This window comes from Candidatus Nanosyncoccus alces, assembly GCF_004138395.1.
Taxonomy (GTDB): domain Bacteria; phylum Patescibacteriota; class Saccharimonadia; order Saccharimonadales; family Saccharimonadaceae; genus Nanosyncoccus; species Nanosyncoccus alces.
Window position 1 is genome coordinate 24,048 of record NZ_PRLM01000001.1, and the last position, 17,503, is coordinate 41,550.

The window sequence follows — 17,503 nt, forward strand, 5'->3', positions numbered from 1 at the left end:
CTAAGCTTACATTATAAATTATATCATATTTTCTGAATAAGTAAACTTAGAACTCTTAGAGCTGTTTGCTTTTTATGCTAAAATCTGCTATAATTTAGATATGAAAAAGTTGCCGATTATAGCGTTAATAGGACAGACGAATGCTGGGAAATCTAGCATTCTTAATCGTATGGCGCGCAAAAATATTGCGATTGTGGCGCGCGAAGAGGGTACAACACGTGATAACGTGATGGCGACAATAGACGATAGTTTTATATTGGTGGATACAGCGGGACTGAAAGACCCGAATGATGATTTCGAGGCTTCGATTCAGGATCAGATTGCGGACGCTATAGATGTAGCGGATGTGATATTGGTGACGCTGGACTCGGCAAGATATTTCGACCATCGTGACGCAAAGATTGCGAAAGATGCGCTGCGTTCTGGGAAGCCGGTCTACTTGGTGCTGAACAAGTGCGATCTTGGGGATTCTTTGCCAATAACAGAATTTCGGGCGCTAGGTGTTGCACCGGAAAATATTTTCTATGTGTCAGCGACGACTGGGCAGGGGATTAGTAAACTAAAAGATGCTTTGCCAAAGGGCAAAATTTCGCAGAAAGATGATGTATTGAAGATTGCGTTCATTGGTAGGCCGAACGTGGGGAAGTCGAGCCTGTTTAACTCATTAGCGAAAAAGCAGCAGGCGATAGTATCGAGTCTACAAGGAACGACGCGGGATGTAAACCGGGTGACAGTAAAATACAAAGGGCGGGATCTTGAGATTTTGGATACTGCTGGTCTTCGCAAGCCGGGGAAACGTGAAGTTGGCATAGAAAAGTTTTCGGCGATTCGGACTTTGGCAGCGATTGAGGAAGCTGACGTTTGTGCATTGCTTATCGATTCCACTGAGCCTCATTCCAAGTTAGATCAATCCTTGGCTGGTCAGATTGTAGAGGCTGGTAAAGGCATCATTATGGTAGTGACGAAATCGGATTTGTTGGATGAGGCTACGCCTACGAATTATTTTGGTGAGGAAAATGTAGGGAATCGTACAGCAGCTGATTTTTTGATAGATAGTTTGGAGAAGGATTTTGATTTTTTGCCGTATGCGCCGGTGCTGATTACGAGTTCGGAGACGGGGGAAAATGTAACTCGGTTATTTGAGCTGACTTTGGAAATAGACAAAAATCGCCATACGGAAATTAAAACTTCGGATCTCAACAAGATTTTGAATGAGGCAATAGTGTTGCATCCGCCGGCGGGACTAAAGAATACGCGGCCAAAGCCGAAATATATCGTACAGACGGACGTTTGCCCGCCGTGGTTCGTGGTGCATGGACGTGAGCTAGGGCTTTTGCACTGGTCGTGGAAGAGGTTTTTGGAGCGGAAGATTCGTGAAAAATATCCGTTTGTGGGAACTCCAATAATGTTTTCGTATCGTAGTGATAAGGGGAAAGAATAATGAAACTGGTGGTGGGATTAGGAAATCCTGGAGCGCGATATAATTTTACGCGGCATAATTTTGGGTTTTTGGCGTTGGATTTTTATTTTAAAGTGCGGGGGCTAGAGTGGAAGGACAAGCCGAAGTTTGGCGCATTGTGGGGGCGAGATGGCGACACGATTTTTGTTAAACCGCAGGAATTTTATAATGAAACTGGGCGAGTGGTGGCGGAATTTATGCGGTTTTACAAGATTGATGTTTCGGATATTTTGGTAGTGTGCGATGATTTTAATTTGGAATTTGGCAAGTTGCGGTATAGAGCGCAAGGTTCGGCTGGCGGGAATAACGGGCTAAAATCTATTATTGCGGCGCTAGGAATGGAAGAGTTTGGTAGGTTGCGCTTAGGCACGGGGAATGACGAACTGCGCGGTAGGATGGGGGATATGGATTTTGTGTTGTCTAAGTTTACGCCAGAAGAAAAGGAAAAATTACCGGATATCTTAGAACAAGTTGTAGAAAAAATTGACGAAAAAAATGGAGGTGCCTACCGGAATTGAACCGGTGTACGCGGTTTTGCAGACCGCTGCGTAACCACTCCGCCAAAGCACCACCTGGAAGTATTATAGCATATTTGGCTTTGCTTCTTTGAAAGAAAAATTAACTGAAAATTGGTGGGGAAGTTAAATTTGCATGAGGAGTATGCCGATAACGATTAGGATGGTGGCGATAAGATGGACAAGGACGATTTTTCTTTGTAGTTTTTCACGGCCAAACTTAGGCCAGATGAGAGTGAGGAGGATCCCCATAAAGAAGATAACAATTGGCTCAGCGGAGTCTGAAGTCACTGAGGCGATTGCTACGGCAGGTGCGGCAGTTAATGCTCCGCGGTAGGTAAAATCTTTGACTAGGCTGGTGGAAAAATTGAGTAATAGCGGGCGAAAAACTTTCTTTTTACTTGACTTAACGACATAATGAAAACGTTTGCGCCATTTTGGACGGCAATATACGATTAGAAGGTTGCCAATGCCTTTGCCTAAAAAGATGAGAATCATTTCATGTACGAAGTTGACGCCTACACTGTTTTCTTTGACGAAAATAATGTTGCCAATGACATCAATTAGTACATAGAGAACAGCGTAGAGGGCGGCGCGGATCTTGATTTTACGGCTGCGTTTGCGAGAAGAAAGAATGATGAGCAGCGGTGCAGCGAGAATGATGATGAACGCGATTAATTGGAACGGGGAGAAAGTTTCGCCGAGAAAAAACCAGCCGAAAATTAGGTATAAGATAGGTGATAACTGGATAAAGATGCCGATATTGGTAGAATCGTCTATTTCAAGAGCTTTGTAGTATGGAATGCCGGAGAGACTATTAAGAAATCCGGCCAGGAGTATTAGAAGGATGGTTGATGCAGATAAGGTGAAGACGTCAAATCCGGAAATAATTGCGACGACTATGGATGCAATGATAAAAAGGTAGCCGAAGAAAAGTTTTTGCGATACTGCGTGTTTATCTTTGAAGTAGACATCTGAGGTGTAGTTATCAATAAAAATACGTAAAACGTCGAAGAATACGGCGACGGCGACGAGGATTAACCAATTCATGCTAGTGCTCCGTAGATAATGCATCCGTAATAAATTGCGAATATAGTAAGCATAAGAGCACCATCAACGCGAGAGATTTTATGATCTCGGCGTGTTAGGATGAACAATAAAACGGCAGATGAAACAAGCATGATTAGGTCGATAGCCTGGAAACTTTCTGGAGTGATAGTTCCGAAGATGGCGACCGGTAGTCCCATAACTATGCAAATGTTAAAAATATTGCTGCCGATGATGTTGCCGACTATTAGATCGGTTTCTTTATGGCGAGCGGCAATGATAGTCGTGACAAGTTCGGGCAACGAAGTCCCGATAGCGATAACAGTGAGAGCGATAATACGATCAGAGACCCCTATGGTGGAGGCAAGAAAAGAAGCACTGTTAACCACGAGTTGGCTGCCTAAAACTAAACCGACTAATCCGACTACAGTGAGAAAAAAAGATTTGCCAAGTTTGTACTGTGGTTTTTCGCTTTTTTGAGATTTGATTTCGTGATTACGTTTTGCCATGACGATGAGATAATAGAGGAAAATAGCGAAAAAGAGTAGACAAATAATAGCGTCACTACGAGTGATGGAGTTGGTGGCGGCGTTGGCTAGGGACATATCTAGGGATAATACTACTAGGGCAGTAGAAATGAGCAAGAGGATGGGGAGTTCTTTTTTGACGGTATTCTTATTGACGGTAATAGGGCAGATAAGGGCGCCAACACCGATTAGTAGTAGTATATTGATGATATTGCTACCAATGACATTGCCAAGCAGCATGTCAGTGGAACCAGAAGCGAGGGAACTGATAGAGACAGCGAGTTCTGGTGCGCTGGTGCCAAATGCTACAATTGTGAGACCAATTAGAGTTTTGGAAACTTTAAAATTAGTAGCGATAGATGAAGCACCGTTGACGAGCCAATCTGCGCCTTTGATAAGAATGGCGAAACCGATAATTAGGAGGGCGATTTGTAGAATTATTTCCATATGTTTGTCTTGATTATATTTATGTTAATTATAGCATGGAACTTTACAAAATTAGCTATTTTTGGTATATATGGGGTTATAAGATACAAAAATAAAAACGATAGACAAAAAGGAGAGTTAAATGAAGGTAACTTTCAGGGTGGCGAGTAAGAGAAATTTGAAGAGTATAGTTGAACTATGCAACGAGTGTTTTGACGAAAATACTTCTTTGGCTTATGCTAAGAAAATTTGGAAGAAGAATAAACACGACAAGAACCAAATTTATATAGTTGGTTATGTAGATGGCAAGATTGCGGCGCATGCCAAAGTTAATATTATTCCGACGATTTATGAAGATATGAATACTTACGCTATTTTGAATCATATTTGTGTGAAGCCGGGTTTTCGGCGCTTGCATATCGGTACGAGGTTATTGGATGCTTGTTTTAAGGTGGCGAAGCAGCATAATTGCAAGACGGTAGAATTGTGGTCGAAGAATTTTCGGGTAGCGGCGCATGGGTTGTATCACAAGTACGGCTTTGAGGTGATGGATGCAAAATTTTTTGAAAAACGTGTCTAAAGGAGGCATCAATGAAAATCAATAACGTTTATGTGGGTGGGTGGTATCAGAGAACAATGTTGCAGCTCTCGGAGATTTATGATTTCTTGCGAAACTGTGAGGTAAAAATTAAACTTGATAAAAAGAAGCTAGAGGTACATCGCAAAAATTTGGAAATTGGAAACATTTCTTATGGCGTGTCTGGTGAGGAATTTGTGTATTTTACCACTGCGAATGGCATTAGCGTAAAGATTTTTGAAGACGGGTTGATAATACTTGGCAATAAAGATATTAGCGAAGATACACTTTTTACAGACATTGATAAAGTACAAAATTATTACGAGACGAAATTGTCTCCAGCTTTGAATTATTTGTTTAGTTTGGGTGCGCCGGTACCAAAAGAGTTGGCGGGCATAAAAAATATATATCCTTACTTTATCGTGTGTGAGAAAGCTACCGATTCGGAGATGCAGGGTTTGTTGGCGAAGACCGAAGGGCAACAGTATTTTGAGTTTAAGAATAATAAATATGATGTAATTCGGGGAGATAAATATTACTTTATCAACAATAAGACGCGCTCAGGTGATCAAATAGAACGTTATATTGAAGAGCAGGTCTTTATTCGTGAATTTAAAGCGCAGTTACATCGGTATTTAAATATTCATCGGATTATTTGGGAGAAGATTGATCAGGTAAAAGCTCATTCAAGGGTGAAGGGGGCGGATATTGTAAAATTTACTACAAAGTTGGAAGCTTATGCCAAGACGATTAATTTGATTGATGGGCGAATTAAACAAATGAGCACTTACATTCCGACGCGAGAAAGAATTGCAAAGAGCGATAAAGATTTGGAAGAGTTTTTGGAAATTTCTGGATACCGCTACGAAACTTTGCGCGATACATTGGACTATATCAAATATCTTTGGAATATGACAGAGAATTACGTAAGTGCGGCCTTGAAACAGTTTGAAAGTTTGAAGAGTGATATTACAAGTAAATCAGTAAATAGTTTGACGATTGTGACGTCGATGAGTGCTGGTGCGGCGATTTTGGGATTATTCACTAAAGCAGAGCCTACTTTTACGGCGTTTGGATTTATGTATTTCTTTATTTTAGCGTTAGTAGGTTGGGGATCGCAGAAGATTTTGTCTTACGTTGGTAATCGTCAGAAGTACGATGTGACCGACGTGGAATACGAAAAAGATATAAAATAAAAAAATGGTGCGAATGAAGAGACTCTAACTCTCGACCTCTTCCTTGGCAAGGAAGCGCTCTAAACAACTGAGCTACATTCGCACGTTGATGTAGTTATTATATCATATATTTTTGGTCTTGCATACATTTTTGCCGAAAAAACTGTGCTATAATGGTTATATAAATTAAAAGGAGAGAATATGTCCACAGGTGGAATTATAGCAATTGTGGTGGTCGTGGTTATTATCTTGATTATCGCAGTAATAGCGGGGTCTTATAATGGCCTAGTAAAGTTAAATGAGCGCGTGAATGAGGCATGGTCTGATATTACTGTGCAGCTTAAATATCGTGCGGATTTGATTCCTAACGTGGTAGAAACAGTGAAGGGTTACGCTAAGCACGAGAAAGAAACCTTCCAGATGGTAACTGAAGCACGCAGTGCAGTGATGGGTGCGAAGACTGTAAAGCAGGTAGCTGAGGCGGAGAAGGAAATGCAAGGTGCCCTTGGCCGGATTTTTGCGATCGCGGAGGCTTATCCTGAACTTAAGGCCAATGAAAATTTTAAAACTTTGCAGACACAACTCCAAGATGTAGAAGATAAAATTCAGGCGGCGCGCAGGTTTTATAACGCTGGTGCGAAGGAACTTAATACTAAGATTATGACTTTCCCGACTAATTTGATTAATAATATGGTGGGACATTTTAAGAAGCGGGATTATTTTGAGGTAGAAGAATCTGAGAAGGCAAAGATTGAGAAGGCACCGGAAGTAAAATTCTAATTAATATTGTTGTAGGCGTAAATAGAGGCTGACAATGTATAAACAGATTGCTGAGAATAAGCGCAAGACCGTGTTTATAATAATAGGGTTTGTGATAATGATTGGCGCGATTGCGGGGGTTTTTGCGTATTTTTATAAAGACTCGTGGATTGCGGTGTGGACGGTTGTAGTATCGATTATTTACGCCTTAATACAGTATTATCTTGCTGGAGATATCGCGATGGCGATGACTGGTGCGAAGGAGATTGCCAAAAAAGATAATCCTAGACTTTACAATATAGTGGAGAATTTGTCGATTACTACTGGATTACCGATGCCCAAGGTATATGTTATAGATGATAAAGCGCCGAATGCATTTGCTACGGGTCGTGATCCGAAGCATGCAGCGGTGGCTGCTACTACTGGACTTGTGGACATTATGGATGATAAGGAATTGACTGCAGTGATGGCGCATGAGATGTCGCATGTAAAAAATTACGATATTCGGGTGAGTATGATAGTATTTGGGTTGGTGTGTGTGATAGGGCTAATTTCCGATATTGCGTTTAGGATGATGTTTTATGGTAATCGACGACGCGATAATGAGGGTAGTCCGGTGGGATATGCGTTGATTGTAATTGCTGCAATACTTTCGCCGATAGTGGCCGGAGTGGCGCAGATGGCGGTTTCGCGACAGAGGGAATATCTGGCGGATGCGTCAGCGGTTAATATTACACGGTATCCGGAAGGTATGATAGCGGCGCTTAAGAAGTTGCAATCACATTCGCAACCGATGAAGAGCCAAAATATTGCCACAGAGGCCATGTATATAAATAATCCTTTGCGGAAGGGTTTCTTTAGTAATCTGTTTAGCTCACATCCACCGATCGAGAAACGAATAGAAAGGCTGGAACATGGTAAAAAAACGTTCTAAAGATACTAGGGTGAAGGATAAAACTCTAGAGAAGATTTTGATGGATGCAGAAAAACCTCGTAGAGTGACGGTAGAGAAGAAGAGATTTAAATTAAAGGGTTCTTTGAAACGAGTTAAAGCTAAAGTTAAAGAAAAACGTGTGGGGCGAGTGCAGTTGCATAGATCTTTTCGGCGATCGTACCGCGATGACTATCATCGCGAGATAGAAGTTCCGGGTATTATGTACCATATTTTTGCGGCATTTCGGATAATTTTTAAAAACTGGAAACTGTTTGTACCTTTGCTAATTATTGTGGTAATATTGAATTCTATTTTGGTGGGGATAATGAGTGAATCTACTTATACGCAGTTTCAGGATGTGCTTGATCAAACTAGTGTGCAGGTAGCTGGCGGTGATATTGGCAATGTAGCAAAGGCTGGATTGCTTTTGATTTCTACGGTTACGACTGGTGGGCTATCTGGTGAATCTTCGGAGGCAGCGACGGTGTTTGGTGTGATAATTTTCTTAATTATTTGGCTTACGACAATATTTTTGCTCAGACATAGATTAGCGGGACATAAGGTGAAGTTGCGAGATGGACTGTATAATGCAACCACGCCGCTTATATCTACGTTTGTGGTCTTTGCAATAGCAGTGATTCAGTGCGTACCTATCTTTTTGTTGATTATAGTATATTCGGCGGCGGTGCAAACGGACTTTTTGGCAACTCCGTTTTATGCTTTAGTGTTCTTTATTTTTGCGGCTTTGATGATACTACTGTCTGGATATTTATTGTCGAGCTCTTTGATAGCATTGGTGGCAGTATCTGCTCCGGGTCTTTATCCTCTTAAGGCTTTGAATGCGGCGTCTGATTTGATGATGGGACGTAGAATAAAATTTATTTTGCGGGTGGTGGCATTAATATTGGTGCTGGCAATAGTGTGGGTGATAGTGATGCTGCCGTTGATTGTGTTTGATCTTTGGATGAAGACCTTTGAGTGGACGGCAGGGATACCATTTATTCCAGTTTGTTTGAATGTGATGACTTGTTTTACTGGCATATATGTGACGACGTATCTATATTTGTATTATCGCTGGATGTTGAATTATGACGAAGAGTGAAGTAGAAGATAGAATCCTAAAGCTCCGGGAATTGATCAATGATTATCGTTATCACTACCATGTGTTAGACGAATCGATTATGTCTGAAGCGGCGGCGGATTCGTTGAAACATGAGTTGGCTAGGTTGGAGTCAGAATATCCGGAATTGGTTACGCCGGATTCGCCAACACAACGTGTAGCTGGGAAACCTTTGGATAAATTTGATAAGGTGATGCACAAGAGGCGAATGATTAGTTTAGCAGATGTATTTTCGGAAGAGGAAATTAAGGATTGGATCTCGCGCAACGAAAAACTAACTTCGGGAAGGAAGATTGAGAGTTTTTTTACAGATATCAAGATGGATGGTTTGGCGTGTGCGTTGAAATATCGTGACGGCATGTTTTATCAGGCAGTGACGCGTGGGGATGGTATGGTAGGTGAGGATGTGACGCAAAATGTTAGAACCATACAAAATGTACCATTAAAATTAACTTTCGAGCAATACCCGTCTTCTTCGGACACACTCAAGGCCGTTCGGTCAAGCTTACGGTCCTCAGAAGAGAGTATTGTTTCGGAAGTTGAGGTAAGGGGTGAGATTGTAATATTCAAAAAAGATTTTGAGAAATTAAATGAGGAACAACGAAGAAAAGGATTGCCAGAATTTGCTAACCCGCGGAATCTTGCGGCAGGATCGATACGACAGTTAGACCCAAGTGTTGCGGCGAGTAGGCCGCTAAGGTTTATTGCGTATGATTTAGTAATACCTGATTCTGCGACTTGGCATGAGGCTTATAAAAAGTTGAAGGCGTTTCGATTTCAGACTTCGGGCGAAGATAGGGTTTTTGGGGCGGATGAAAAAAGTAAATTGTTTGAATATATTAGGAATTTGGACGAGTATCGGAAAAAGTTACCGTTTAATACAGACGGGATGGTGATAAAAATTAACGATCGTAAGATATATGATGGTTTAGGGATTGTGGGGAAGACGCCGCGCGGTGCAGTAGCTTTTAAGTTCCCGGCGGAGGAGTCTACTACCAAGGTGCGCGATATTGTAATTTCGATTGGTCGTACGGGTGCAGCTACGCCAGTGGCAATTTTGGATCCGGTAGAGGTAGCTGGTTCGATAGTGCGACATGCGTCTTTGCATAATGCCGATGAGATTGCACGATTAGATGTGCGAATTGGTGATACGGTGATTATATATAAAGCCGGTGATATTATTCCACAGGTGAAAGAGGTTTTAAAGACTTTGCGTACGGGGGATGCTGAGCCTTTTGATTACGAAGAAGCCTTGCGACGACAATATCCGGATTTGGAGTTTGAACGACCGGTTGGCGAAGTGGTGTATCGGGTGAAGGGAGAAAGCTCAGATTATATTTTGAAGCGTGCGATAGAGTATTATGCTTCTAAGTCAGCGTTGAATATTGAGGGATTAGGCGAGAAGAATGTGGCGGCTTTAGTGGATGCAGGTCTAGTAAAATCTATAGCGGATTTATACAAATTAAAAGTTGATGAGGTAGCGCGTTTGGAGAGATTCGGTGAATTGTCGGCGCAGAATTTGGTTAGTGCGGTGGCGATGTCTAAAACTCCGGCGTTAAATAAATTTATTACAGCTCTAGGTATAAGGCATGTTGGAGCTCAGACGGCTGCAAGCCTTGCGCGGAATTTTAAGTCTTTAGAAAAGTTGGAAATTGCAACAAAAGATGAGCTTCTTGCAATACCGGATATAGGTGAGGTGGTGGCAGAATCGATCTTGGCGTATTTTAATGATGAAGAAAATCTTAAATTGCTAACAGAAATGAAAGAGTTAGGTGTAGTGCCGGTGGTGGAAAAAACTGATGATTTACCGTTAGCGGGGAAGTCGTATATAGTGACTGGGACTTTAGCATCCATGGGGCGTGAAGAGGCAGAGGATAGGTTGCGCGCTCTAGGAGCTGTGGTAACTTCTTCTGTTACTAAAAATACTACGGCGTTGATATTGGGTGAGAAACCTGGAAAATCAAAAACGGATAAAGCGGACAAATTAGGAATTCCACGTCTTTCGGAAGCAGAATTTTTGGAGTTAACAAAAAAAGTGGTGACCTCACCGAGAGTCGAACTCGGATTGACGGGATGAAAACCCGTTGTACTAACCGTTATACTATGAGGCCAGCCAGTGGATTTATTATAACAAAAGCTGCCAAAAACTGCAAGAGCGGGCGAATGTTATGGTAAACTAGTATATATGAGTAAACTTTTCAAAAGAACAAAAATTTTAGCGACGATTGGGCCAGCGACGAATACGGCCGAAAAGATTGAAGAAGTGATTATGGCGGGGGTAAATGGGTGTAGGCTAAACTGTTCGCATGGATCAAACGAAGAGCGCGATCAGCAGATAAAATGGATTCGTGAAGCAGCAGCAAAAAAGGGGCGTAGCGTGGCGATCTTGCAGGATTTGCAAGGGCCAAAGATTCGTTTGGGTTTTATTAAGGACAATCATTTGGATTTAAAGGTTGGTGACGAATTGATATTGGAAGCGGCAGAGGGGTTTGAGCATGATGGTGGAATGGTAGTGCCGGTGCAGTATAATTTAGCCGAGAAAGTGAAGGTGGGTGAACCTTTGTCGATGTTTGATGGAAAAGTAAAAAGTGAGGTGATGGAAGTCGTCTCGGATACAGCGATTAAGGTGAAGATTTTGAACGACGGATTTATTATGTCTAAGAAAGGCTTAAATTTGCCGGATACGGATTTCGGTGGGGACATTTTGACCGAGAAGGACATGGCGGATATTGAATATGGTGCTGGATGTGACTATGATTATGTGTCTTTGTCTTTCGTGCAGTCTGCAAATGACATTGAGAAATTAAAACAGATTTTGTTGTCGTTAGGTTCTACAGCTAAAGTTGTAGCAAAGATTGAAACAAAGAAAGCGATTGAGAGTGAAGAGAATTTGGAGGCTATAGTAAAAGCGGCCGATGGTATTATGGTGGCGCGTGGAGATATGGCGGTCGAGGCTGGTGCAGAAGTAGTACCGATTATCCAGCGCAAATTGATTGCGATGTGCAGAGCAAACTCGAAACTTTGTATCGTAGCGACGCAGATGCTTAGTTCGATGGTGGATTCGCCGGAGCCTACACGTGCGGAAGTTAGCGATGTAGCTACAGCTGTAGTGCAGGGTGCAGATGCAGTGATGCTTTCTGACGAGACTGCGAACGGTAAGTATCCTCTAGAAACAGTAAAAGCTATGAAAAAGGTGATTTTGTATACGCAAAATCATTCACGTTTGGCAGCAGTGTCCAGAGCGATTAGCAAAGATAAGATTTATGATGCGATTTCTAACGCTGCGGCGAGATTAGCTGAGAATATTGAGGCTGATGTGATAGTGTGCCAGACGGCGTCTGGGGTAACTGCTACGACGATGGCGGCGCAGCGACCAAACTTGCCAATTATTACTGTGACGGCGAATCAAAGAGTAGCGAACCAGTTGGCGCTCATATACGCAAATTCAGCATTTGTGCGTCCGTATTCACCAGATTTCGGTTACGATTTAGCAAAAGAATTGAAGAATTCAGAGTATTTACATACTAAAGAGGGCGAGAAGGATTTGTTGGCAGTGATAGTATCTGGAGATAAGGACAAAATTGGCACAGATACAGTAAAAGTGCGTTATGTATAGGAGGATGTGATGTATCAAACGATTCGCGATGTAGATGTAAAGGGTAAGACTATACTAGTGCGGGTGGATTACAATGTGCCACTTGATGGCGACAAAATCACGGACGATCTTAGAGTGCGAGCGAGTCTGCCGACGTTAGAATATTTGCGTGCGGCAGGTGCAGAGAAAATTATAGTGATTTCGCATCTAGGGAGACCGGAAGGAAAGGATGAATCTCTCTCACTGGGAATAGTAGCAAAGGCATTGGGGAAGATGCTGCCGGATGTGGCTTTTGTCTCTGAGGTTGATGGTAAAGAGGTAAAGGAGGCCGTTGCTAGATTGAAAAATGGTGGGATTTTGATGTTGGAAAATTTGCGGTTTTATTCTGGGGAAAAGGCGAATTCGTCAGATTTTATTCAGAGCATTATTGAAACGACTGGTGCAGAAATTTATGTACAGGATGGGTTTGCGGTGGTGCATCGAGCGCATGCTTCGACGGATGCAGTGGCGAAGTTTTTGCCGGTGTATATGGGATTGTTGCTAGAGAAGGAAATAACGAACTTAGAAAAAGTAGCTAATGATCCGGAAAAGCCTGTACTTTTGATAATTGGCGGGTCAAAAGTTGAAGATAAAAAACCATTGATTGAAAAGTTCATGAGAAGCGCTGATCGAATCGTGGTAGGTGGAAAGATTGCAGCGGATGGTTACGAAGGTAAAGGAAATATCTATGTAGCGGAAGATTTCGATGAAGATAGTGCTGGAGCGAAGTTAGATGTAGGTCCACTATCTATGGCAAAGATTGCTGGTTTTATTACAGATGCTAAGACGATAATATGGAATGGCTTGCTTGGCAAAGCAGAGGACCCGGCTTATGCAACTGCGTCGACTATTACTGCAGAGATGATTGGCGAAAAGGAGGATGCTGAGACTGTTATATGTGGCGGTGATACGACTGGGTTTGTGGAGAATTTGATGAAAGACCATTCGAACCTGAAATATTCGTTGGTCTCTACTGGTGGTGGGGCAGCTTTGGAGCTCTTGGCGGGTAAGAGGTTGCCTGGGCTTGAGGTGATTAAGAAGAACTAGAGTTTAAATACCGGTAAGCGGAGTGATATCTGCGCCTAGATGGCGAAGGCGGGCGGCGAAGTCTTGATAGCCGCGATTGATAGGATAAATGTTGCGGAGAATGGATGTGCCTGGTGCGGCTAACATGCCGATAAGTACAACTACGGCAGGGCGGAGAGCTTGGGGTGCGACTAACTCGGCCGGGCGCCAGTTGGTGGGACCTTCAATATAAACACGGTGAGCATCGAGGAGCTCTACTTTGACGTTAAGGTTAGCTAGTTCGGTAGTATAAACGGCGCGGTTTTCGAAGACCCAGTCATGGATAAGCGTACGTCCTTCAGCGACAGCAGCGATTACTGAGAAAAATGGCAGATTGTCGATGTTGAGACCAGGGAAAGGCATAGGGTGGATTTTGTCTACTGGTGCTACGAGTTTTGATTTTTTAATGGTAAGATCCACTAGCCTGGTACGACCGTTCATCGAAAGATATTCGGGGGATTTTTCGAACTTAGCATGCATGTTTTTTAATACTTCTAGTTCGATTTCTAGGAATTCGATTGGGGCGCGAAGTAGGGTGATTTCGGAATTGGTAACAAGTGCGGCAGCAATAAAAGACATTGCCTCAATGGGGTCTTCGGACAGGTGATAGTCGATATCAATATCGATGCGAGAGCGGCCGTGGATAACAAGCGTGGTAGTACCGACACCGGTAATTTTGATGCCAAGTTTTTCCAAAAAGAAACAAACGTCTTGAACCATGTAATTGGGCGAAGCACCAATAATAGTAGTTTTACCAGGGAATAGAGCGGCAGCCATTAATACATTTTCAGTAACGGTATCGCCACGTTCAGTAAGGACAATGTAACGACCCTCTTTGCTAAGCAGAGTGTTTTGATCGACTTCTACTTCATAAAAGCCACTGTTGCACTCGGCGTCGACCTTGAGCCCAAAAGTTTCTAAGGCTTTAAGATGCGGTTCCACGGTGCGAGTACCAAGTGAGCAGCCTCCGGCGTAAGGAAGCTTGAATTTGTTGTAGCGATGAAGTAATGGCCCGAGGAACATAATAATAGAACGTGTGCGACGGGCGGCTTCGATGTCCATTTCGTCTAATTTTAATTCGCGGGGTGATATAATTTCTAGATCGCGGTGGCGGTTTTGCCAGCGGCATTTTACGCCAATTGACTCTAGGACTTCGATGATACGGAAGACTTCCTCGATACGGGCCACACGATGGAGTACGGTGCGCCCTTCGTTTAGCAACGCGGCGCAAAGTAATCCGACAGCGGCGTTTTTGGAAGTATTAATGGTGATTTCGCCAGTGAGTTCTTTACCACCTCGGATGCGGAAACTTTGTGAAACAGAGTCATTAATAGAGAGAATCTGATTGCCTAAGGCCTCAGAGAGTTTTTTGATCATCTCGAGAGAGATGTTCTGGCCACCTTTTTCGATGCGGTGGATGGCAGACTGGGAAGAACCGACGGCTTTGGCGAGGTCTTCTTGAGTCCAATCTTTTTTGAGGCGCATGTGTTCGATGGTCTCACCGATGACTTGTTGGTATGTCCTAGGCTTTTTCATGTTTATAATTATATCATAGCGCGAATAATTTGAAAAGGCTTAGGTATGGTATAATTGGATGATGGATACGATTCTGGGAGGTTTGAACTCGGCACAAAGAGAGGCGGTAGAAACTTTGGAAGGGCCGCTTTTGATATTGGCGGGGGCGGGGTCGGGTAAGACTAAAACTCTGACACATCGAATTGCTAATTTGATAGCGCATGGGGTGCAACCGAGTAATATTTTAGCAGTGACGTTTACTAACAAAGCGGCGAAGGAAATGCGAAATCGTCTGTGGGATTTGCTGCAAGGGGTTTCGGGGCACGGGCCGCTTCGGCCCGTCGTTACGGGCGAATCGCCCTCTTTCTCGGTTGTAACCTCCGAACGGTCCCGAGAACTCCTTGTGGCAAATCCATCCGACCCTCCGCGTTCGTTCATGCCTTATATGGGTACTTTTCACGGGATTGCGGTGAGGATATTGCGGATTGAGGCAGATGCGGCAGGACTAGATAAAAATTTCGTGATTTATGACACGGATGATCAGGTTTCGTTGATTAAACGGATTTTGAAGAGTTTAAAGCTATCTGATAATAAAAATTTGAAACCAAAATCTATTCAGGCGATTATTTCTAGTGAAAAAAATCAAGGTAATGGGCCAGAAGAATATGCGGCGGGAGCGTTTTATCCGAACCAACAAAATATTGCCAAAGTTTTTAGGCATTATGAAGAAGAAAAGGCTAAGGCTGGGGCGCTAGATTTTGACGATTTGCTTTTGAAAGAACTAGAACTTTTTCAGAAAAATTTGAGCGTGCGAAAAAAGTGGCAAGAAAAGTTTCGACACATTTTGATAGATGAGTATCAGGACACGAATATGGTGCAGTATAGCATTGTGAAACTTTTGGTGAATGAGCGGAAGAATATTTGTGTGGTGGGGGATGATTGGCAGTCTATTTATAGCTGGCGGGGAGCGGACTTTACGAATATTTTGAATTTTGAACGGGATTATCCAGGCGCAAAGGTGATAAAGCTGGAGCAAAATTACCGTTCTACTGGCAATATTTTGGCGGCGTCGCAAAAAATTATTAACGAAAATAAAACGCGGACGGATAAAACTTTGTTTACGGAAACCGGCAAAGGTGAGCCGGTGGAAATAGAGTCTTTGCGCGACGAGACGGAGGAAGCAAACTACGTGGCGCTAAAGATTATGAGTATGCAGCGGCAATATCCGGATTTTAGTGATTTCGCGGTGCTGTATCGCACCAACGCGCAGTCGTATACTTTTGAAAAAGCGTTTATCAATATGCATATTCCGTACAAGATTGTAGGTGGTGTGAGATTTTACGATCGGAAAGAAGTCAAAGATGTATTAGCAATACTGAAATTATTAGTGAGTGGGCGCGATAAAGTGAGCTTAGAACGAGTAGTAAAAAATGTACTCTCGGGCGTGGGTGAAGCATCACTTGCGAAAATTTTAATGGCGATAGATGCGTTGCCGGATGCGGAGCCGCTGAAAAATTCGGATCTTTTGGAAGTACTAGGTGCAGCGAAAGCAAAAAATGGGTTTATGCGACTAGTAAATTTTATGAAAAAAGTTTCGCTGGATGAAAATCCGGGTGAAATCGTGAAAAAAGTGATTGAATATTTTGATTTTAAAACTTTGACGGATGATGGCACGCCGAGCTCGGAGGAGCGAATGGGAAACTTGGAAGTTTTGGCGAGTAACGCGGCGGTGTATGATAATTTGGAAGATTTTTTGGCGGATGCGAGCTTGATGTCTAGTGCGGATGAAAGTTCGGTGAAGAATTCGGTAACATTGATGACTTTGCATGCGGCAAAAGGATTGGAATTTCCGGTGGTGTTTATGGTAGGGATGGAAGATGGGCTGTTCCCAAGCGGTAGAGCGACGGATAATGAGGAAGATTTAGAGGAAGAGCGGCGTTTGGCATATGTGGGGATGACGCGAGCAATGCGGAAACTGTTTTTGACGTATGCGGCGAGTAGATATTCGTATGGGAACCGAAATTATAATATGCCGTCGCGGTTTTTGACGGAGTTGGGATATAATCCGTACGGATCTTCTGGATATAAGGATAACGATGGTGATGGATTTAATGATTTTACGGAGGACGATTTTGACCCGTTTCCGGAAGACGTGCCGGTATTCGAATAAAAATAAACTCCTGACTTGCTGGAGTTTTACTAGTTTTTACCTGATAAAATATTTTGATTGGCATTGCACGTCAGTTTGAAGCATCGCTCTTGCCGTCCTTTGCGAGATGATACGGATAATCCCAAAAGCCATTTTTGCACCAATCTGCGCCAATTTCGAAATTATCCGTATCAGCTCGGATTTCTCTCTATTCTCCAGGGAGGCTCAACAAGCCAAAACTATACAAAATGCCTAAATAACTGTGCTATATGCTAATTCAATTCAAGACCTTGGCTACAGCTCCGTTCTTTGTTGAGTTTCTTTTAATGTTTCTTTGGCTGGGATGTAGTCTCCTAAACACTCTTCTCTTAAAGTCTCATAATATCATCTTGGAACTTTTTACCAAACTCCGGGCCATTATCTGTTTGAATCGTATCAAAATTAAAACCAAACTTCTTTCTCGCTAAAAGTACAGCTTTTGCAGAATGATATTGTTGTATCTATACCACTTACTTTTAGCTCTTTCTAAATGTGCTCGTTTAATAATTCTCCTGACACTAGATAGACTAATATCTATGCCTTTATCTCTAGCTTTTTCTTG

Annotated in this window: 14 protein-coding genes and 3 tRNA genes; 11 read left to right on the top strand and 6 right to left on the bottom strand. The window is 42.7% G+C overall.

All coding sequences use genetic code 11. The features are described 5' to 3' along the window. Positions 1–100 precede the first annotated feature (100 nt). Positions 101–1,441, top strand: a complete 1,341-nt coding sequence (der, locus tag G3RUM_RS00145; protein ID WP_129734214.1) for a ribosome biogenesis GTPase Der — start codon at positions 101–103, stop codon at positions 1,439–1,441. Next, positions 1,441–1,977, top strand: coding sequence for an aminoacyl-tRNA hydrolase (gene pth, locus G3RUM_RS00150; protein ID WP_129734216.1), 537 nt, complete (start codon positions 1,441–1,443; stop codon positions 1,975–1,977). The genes der and pth overlap by 1 nt, the downstream gene beginning before the upstream one ends. On the opposite strand, the gene G3RUM_RS00155 is transcribed toward pth, so the two are convergent. The 3 genes from G3RUM_RS00155 to G3RUM_RS00165 form a co-directional block, all read right to left on the bottom strand. Beyond that, a tRNA-Cys gene (locus tag G3RUM_RS00155) sits at positions 1,956–2,029 on the bottom strand. The two genes, pth and G3RUM_RS00155, sit on opposite strands and share 22 nt — an antisense overlap. A gap of 71 nt (positions 2,030–2,100) precedes the next feature. Continuing rightward, positions 2,101–3,024: a DMT family transporter gene (locus tag G3RUM_RS00160; RefSeq protein ID WP_164998317.1), complete on the bottom strand. Its 924-nt coding sequence runs from the start codon at positions 3,022–3,024 to the stop codon at positions 2,101–2,103. Beyond that, positions 3,021–3,995 carry a calcium/sodium antiporter gene (locus G3RUM_RS00165; RefSeq protein WP_129734220.1) on the bottom strand — a complete coding sequence of 325 codons (975 nt, stop codon included), beginning with the start codon at positions 3,993–3,995 and terminating at the stop codon, positions 3,021–3,023. The genes G3RUM_RS00160 and G3RUM_RS00165 overlap by 4 nt, the downstream gene beginning before the upstream one ends. A gap of 121 nt (positions 3,996–4,116) precedes the next feature. On the opposite strand from G3RUM_RS00165, the gene G3RUM_RS00170 reads away from it, so the two are divergent. Together G3RUM_RS00170 and G3RUM_RS00175 are read left to right on the top strand one after the other, a co-directional pair. Then, positions 4,117–4,554 carry a GNAT family N-acetyltransferase gene (locus G3RUM_RS00170; RefSeq protein ID WP_129734222.1) on the top strand — a complete coding sequence of 146 codons (438 nt, stop codon included), beginning with the start codon at positions 4,117–4,119 and terminating at the stop codon, positions 4,552–4,554. 11 nt (positions 4,555–4,565) lie between these two features. Continuing rightward, complete coding sequence (locus G3RUM_RS00175; protein WP_129734224.1) at positions 4,566–5,747, top strand: hypothetical protein; 1,182 nt, start codon at positions 4,566–4,568, stop codon at positions 5,745–5,747. 5 nt (positions 5,748–5,752) lie between these two features. On the opposite strand, the gene G3RUM_RS00180 is transcribed toward G3RUM_RS00175, so the two are convergent. Next, positions 5,753–5,829: transfer RNA gene (locus G3RUM_RS00180), tRNA-Gly, on the bottom strand. 98 nt (positions 5,830–5,927) lie between these two features. On the opposite strand from G3RUM_RS00180, the gene G3RUM_RS00185 reads away from it, so the two are divergent. The 4 genes from G3RUM_RS00185 to ligA are packed head-to-tail and all read left to right on the top strand — an operon-like array spanning position 5,928 to position 10,616. Then, a complete protein-coding gene (locus G3RUM_RS00185; protein ID WP_129734226.1) occupies positions 5,928–6,506 on the top strand; it encodes a LemA family protein in 579 nt (192 codons plus the stop codon). Positions 6,507–6,540: 34 nt separating this feature from the next. Next, positions 6,541–7,419 (top strand): zinc metalloprotease HtpX, encoded by an 879-nt coding sequence (htpX, locus tag G3RUM_RS00190; protein WP_129734228.1) that lies wholly within the window; start codon positions 6,541–6,543, stop codon positions 7,417–7,419. Next, positions 7,400–8,521: a hypothetical protein gene (locus tag G3RUM_RS00195; RefSeq protein WP_129734230.1), complete on the top strand. Its 1,122-nt coding sequence runs from the start codon at positions 7,400–7,402 to the stop codon at positions 8,519–8,521. Before htpX ends, G3RUM_RS00195 begins: the two co-directional genes overlap by 20 nt. Continuing rightward, the gene (ligA, locus tag G3RUM_RS03890; protein ID WP_129734491.1) at positions 8,508–10,616 is read left to right on the top strand and encodes an NAD-dependent DNA ligase LigA; all 2,109 of its coding nucleotides are present in this window, start codon (positions 8,508–8,510) and stop codon (positions 10,614–10,616) included. The genes G3RUM_RS00195 and ligA overlap by 14 nt, the downstream gene beginning before the upstream one ends. On the opposite strand, the gene G3RUM_RS00205 is transcribed toward ligA, so the two are convergent. Next, positions 10,576–10,650 (bottom strand) — tRNA-Glu (locus G3RUM_RS00205). The two genes, ligA and G3RUM_RS00205, sit on opposite strands and share 41 nt — an antisense overlap. Positions 10,651–10,724: 74 nt before the next feature. On the opposite strand from G3RUM_RS00205, the gene pyk reads away from it, so the two are divergent. Continuing rightward, positions 10,725–12,155, top strand: coding sequence for a pyruvate kinase (gene pyk / locus G3RUM_RS00210; RefSeq protein ID WP_129734232.1), 1,431 nt, complete (start codon positions 10,725–10,727; stop codon positions 12,153–12,155). A 9-nt stretch (positions 12,156–12,164) separates the two neighbouring features. Next, positions 12,165–13,220, top strand: coding sequence for a phosphoglycerate kinase (locus G3RUM_RS00215; protein WP_129734234.1), 1,056 nt, complete (start codon positions 12,165–12,167; stop codon positions 13,218–13,220). Positions 13,221–13,223: 3 nt separating this feature from the next. Here the strand turns inward: G3RUM_RS00215 and G3RUM_RS00220 are convergent, their stop codons facing one another. Further along, a complete protein-coding gene (locus G3RUM_RS00220) occupies positions 13,224–14,774 on the bottom strand; it encodes a helix-turn-helix domain-containing protein (protein ID WP_129734236.1) in 1,551 nt (516 codons plus the stop codon). 61 nt (positions 14,775–14,835) lie between these two features. On the opposite strand from G3RUM_RS00220, the gene G3RUM_RS00225 reads away from it, so the two are divergent. Then, positions 14,836–16,923, top strand: a complete 2,088-nt coding sequence (locus G3RUM_RS00225) for an ATP-dependent helicase (protein ID WP_129734238.1) — start codon at positions 14,836–14,838, stop codon at positions 16,921–16,923. The last annotated feature ends 580 nt before the right edge of the window (positions 16,924–17,503 follow it).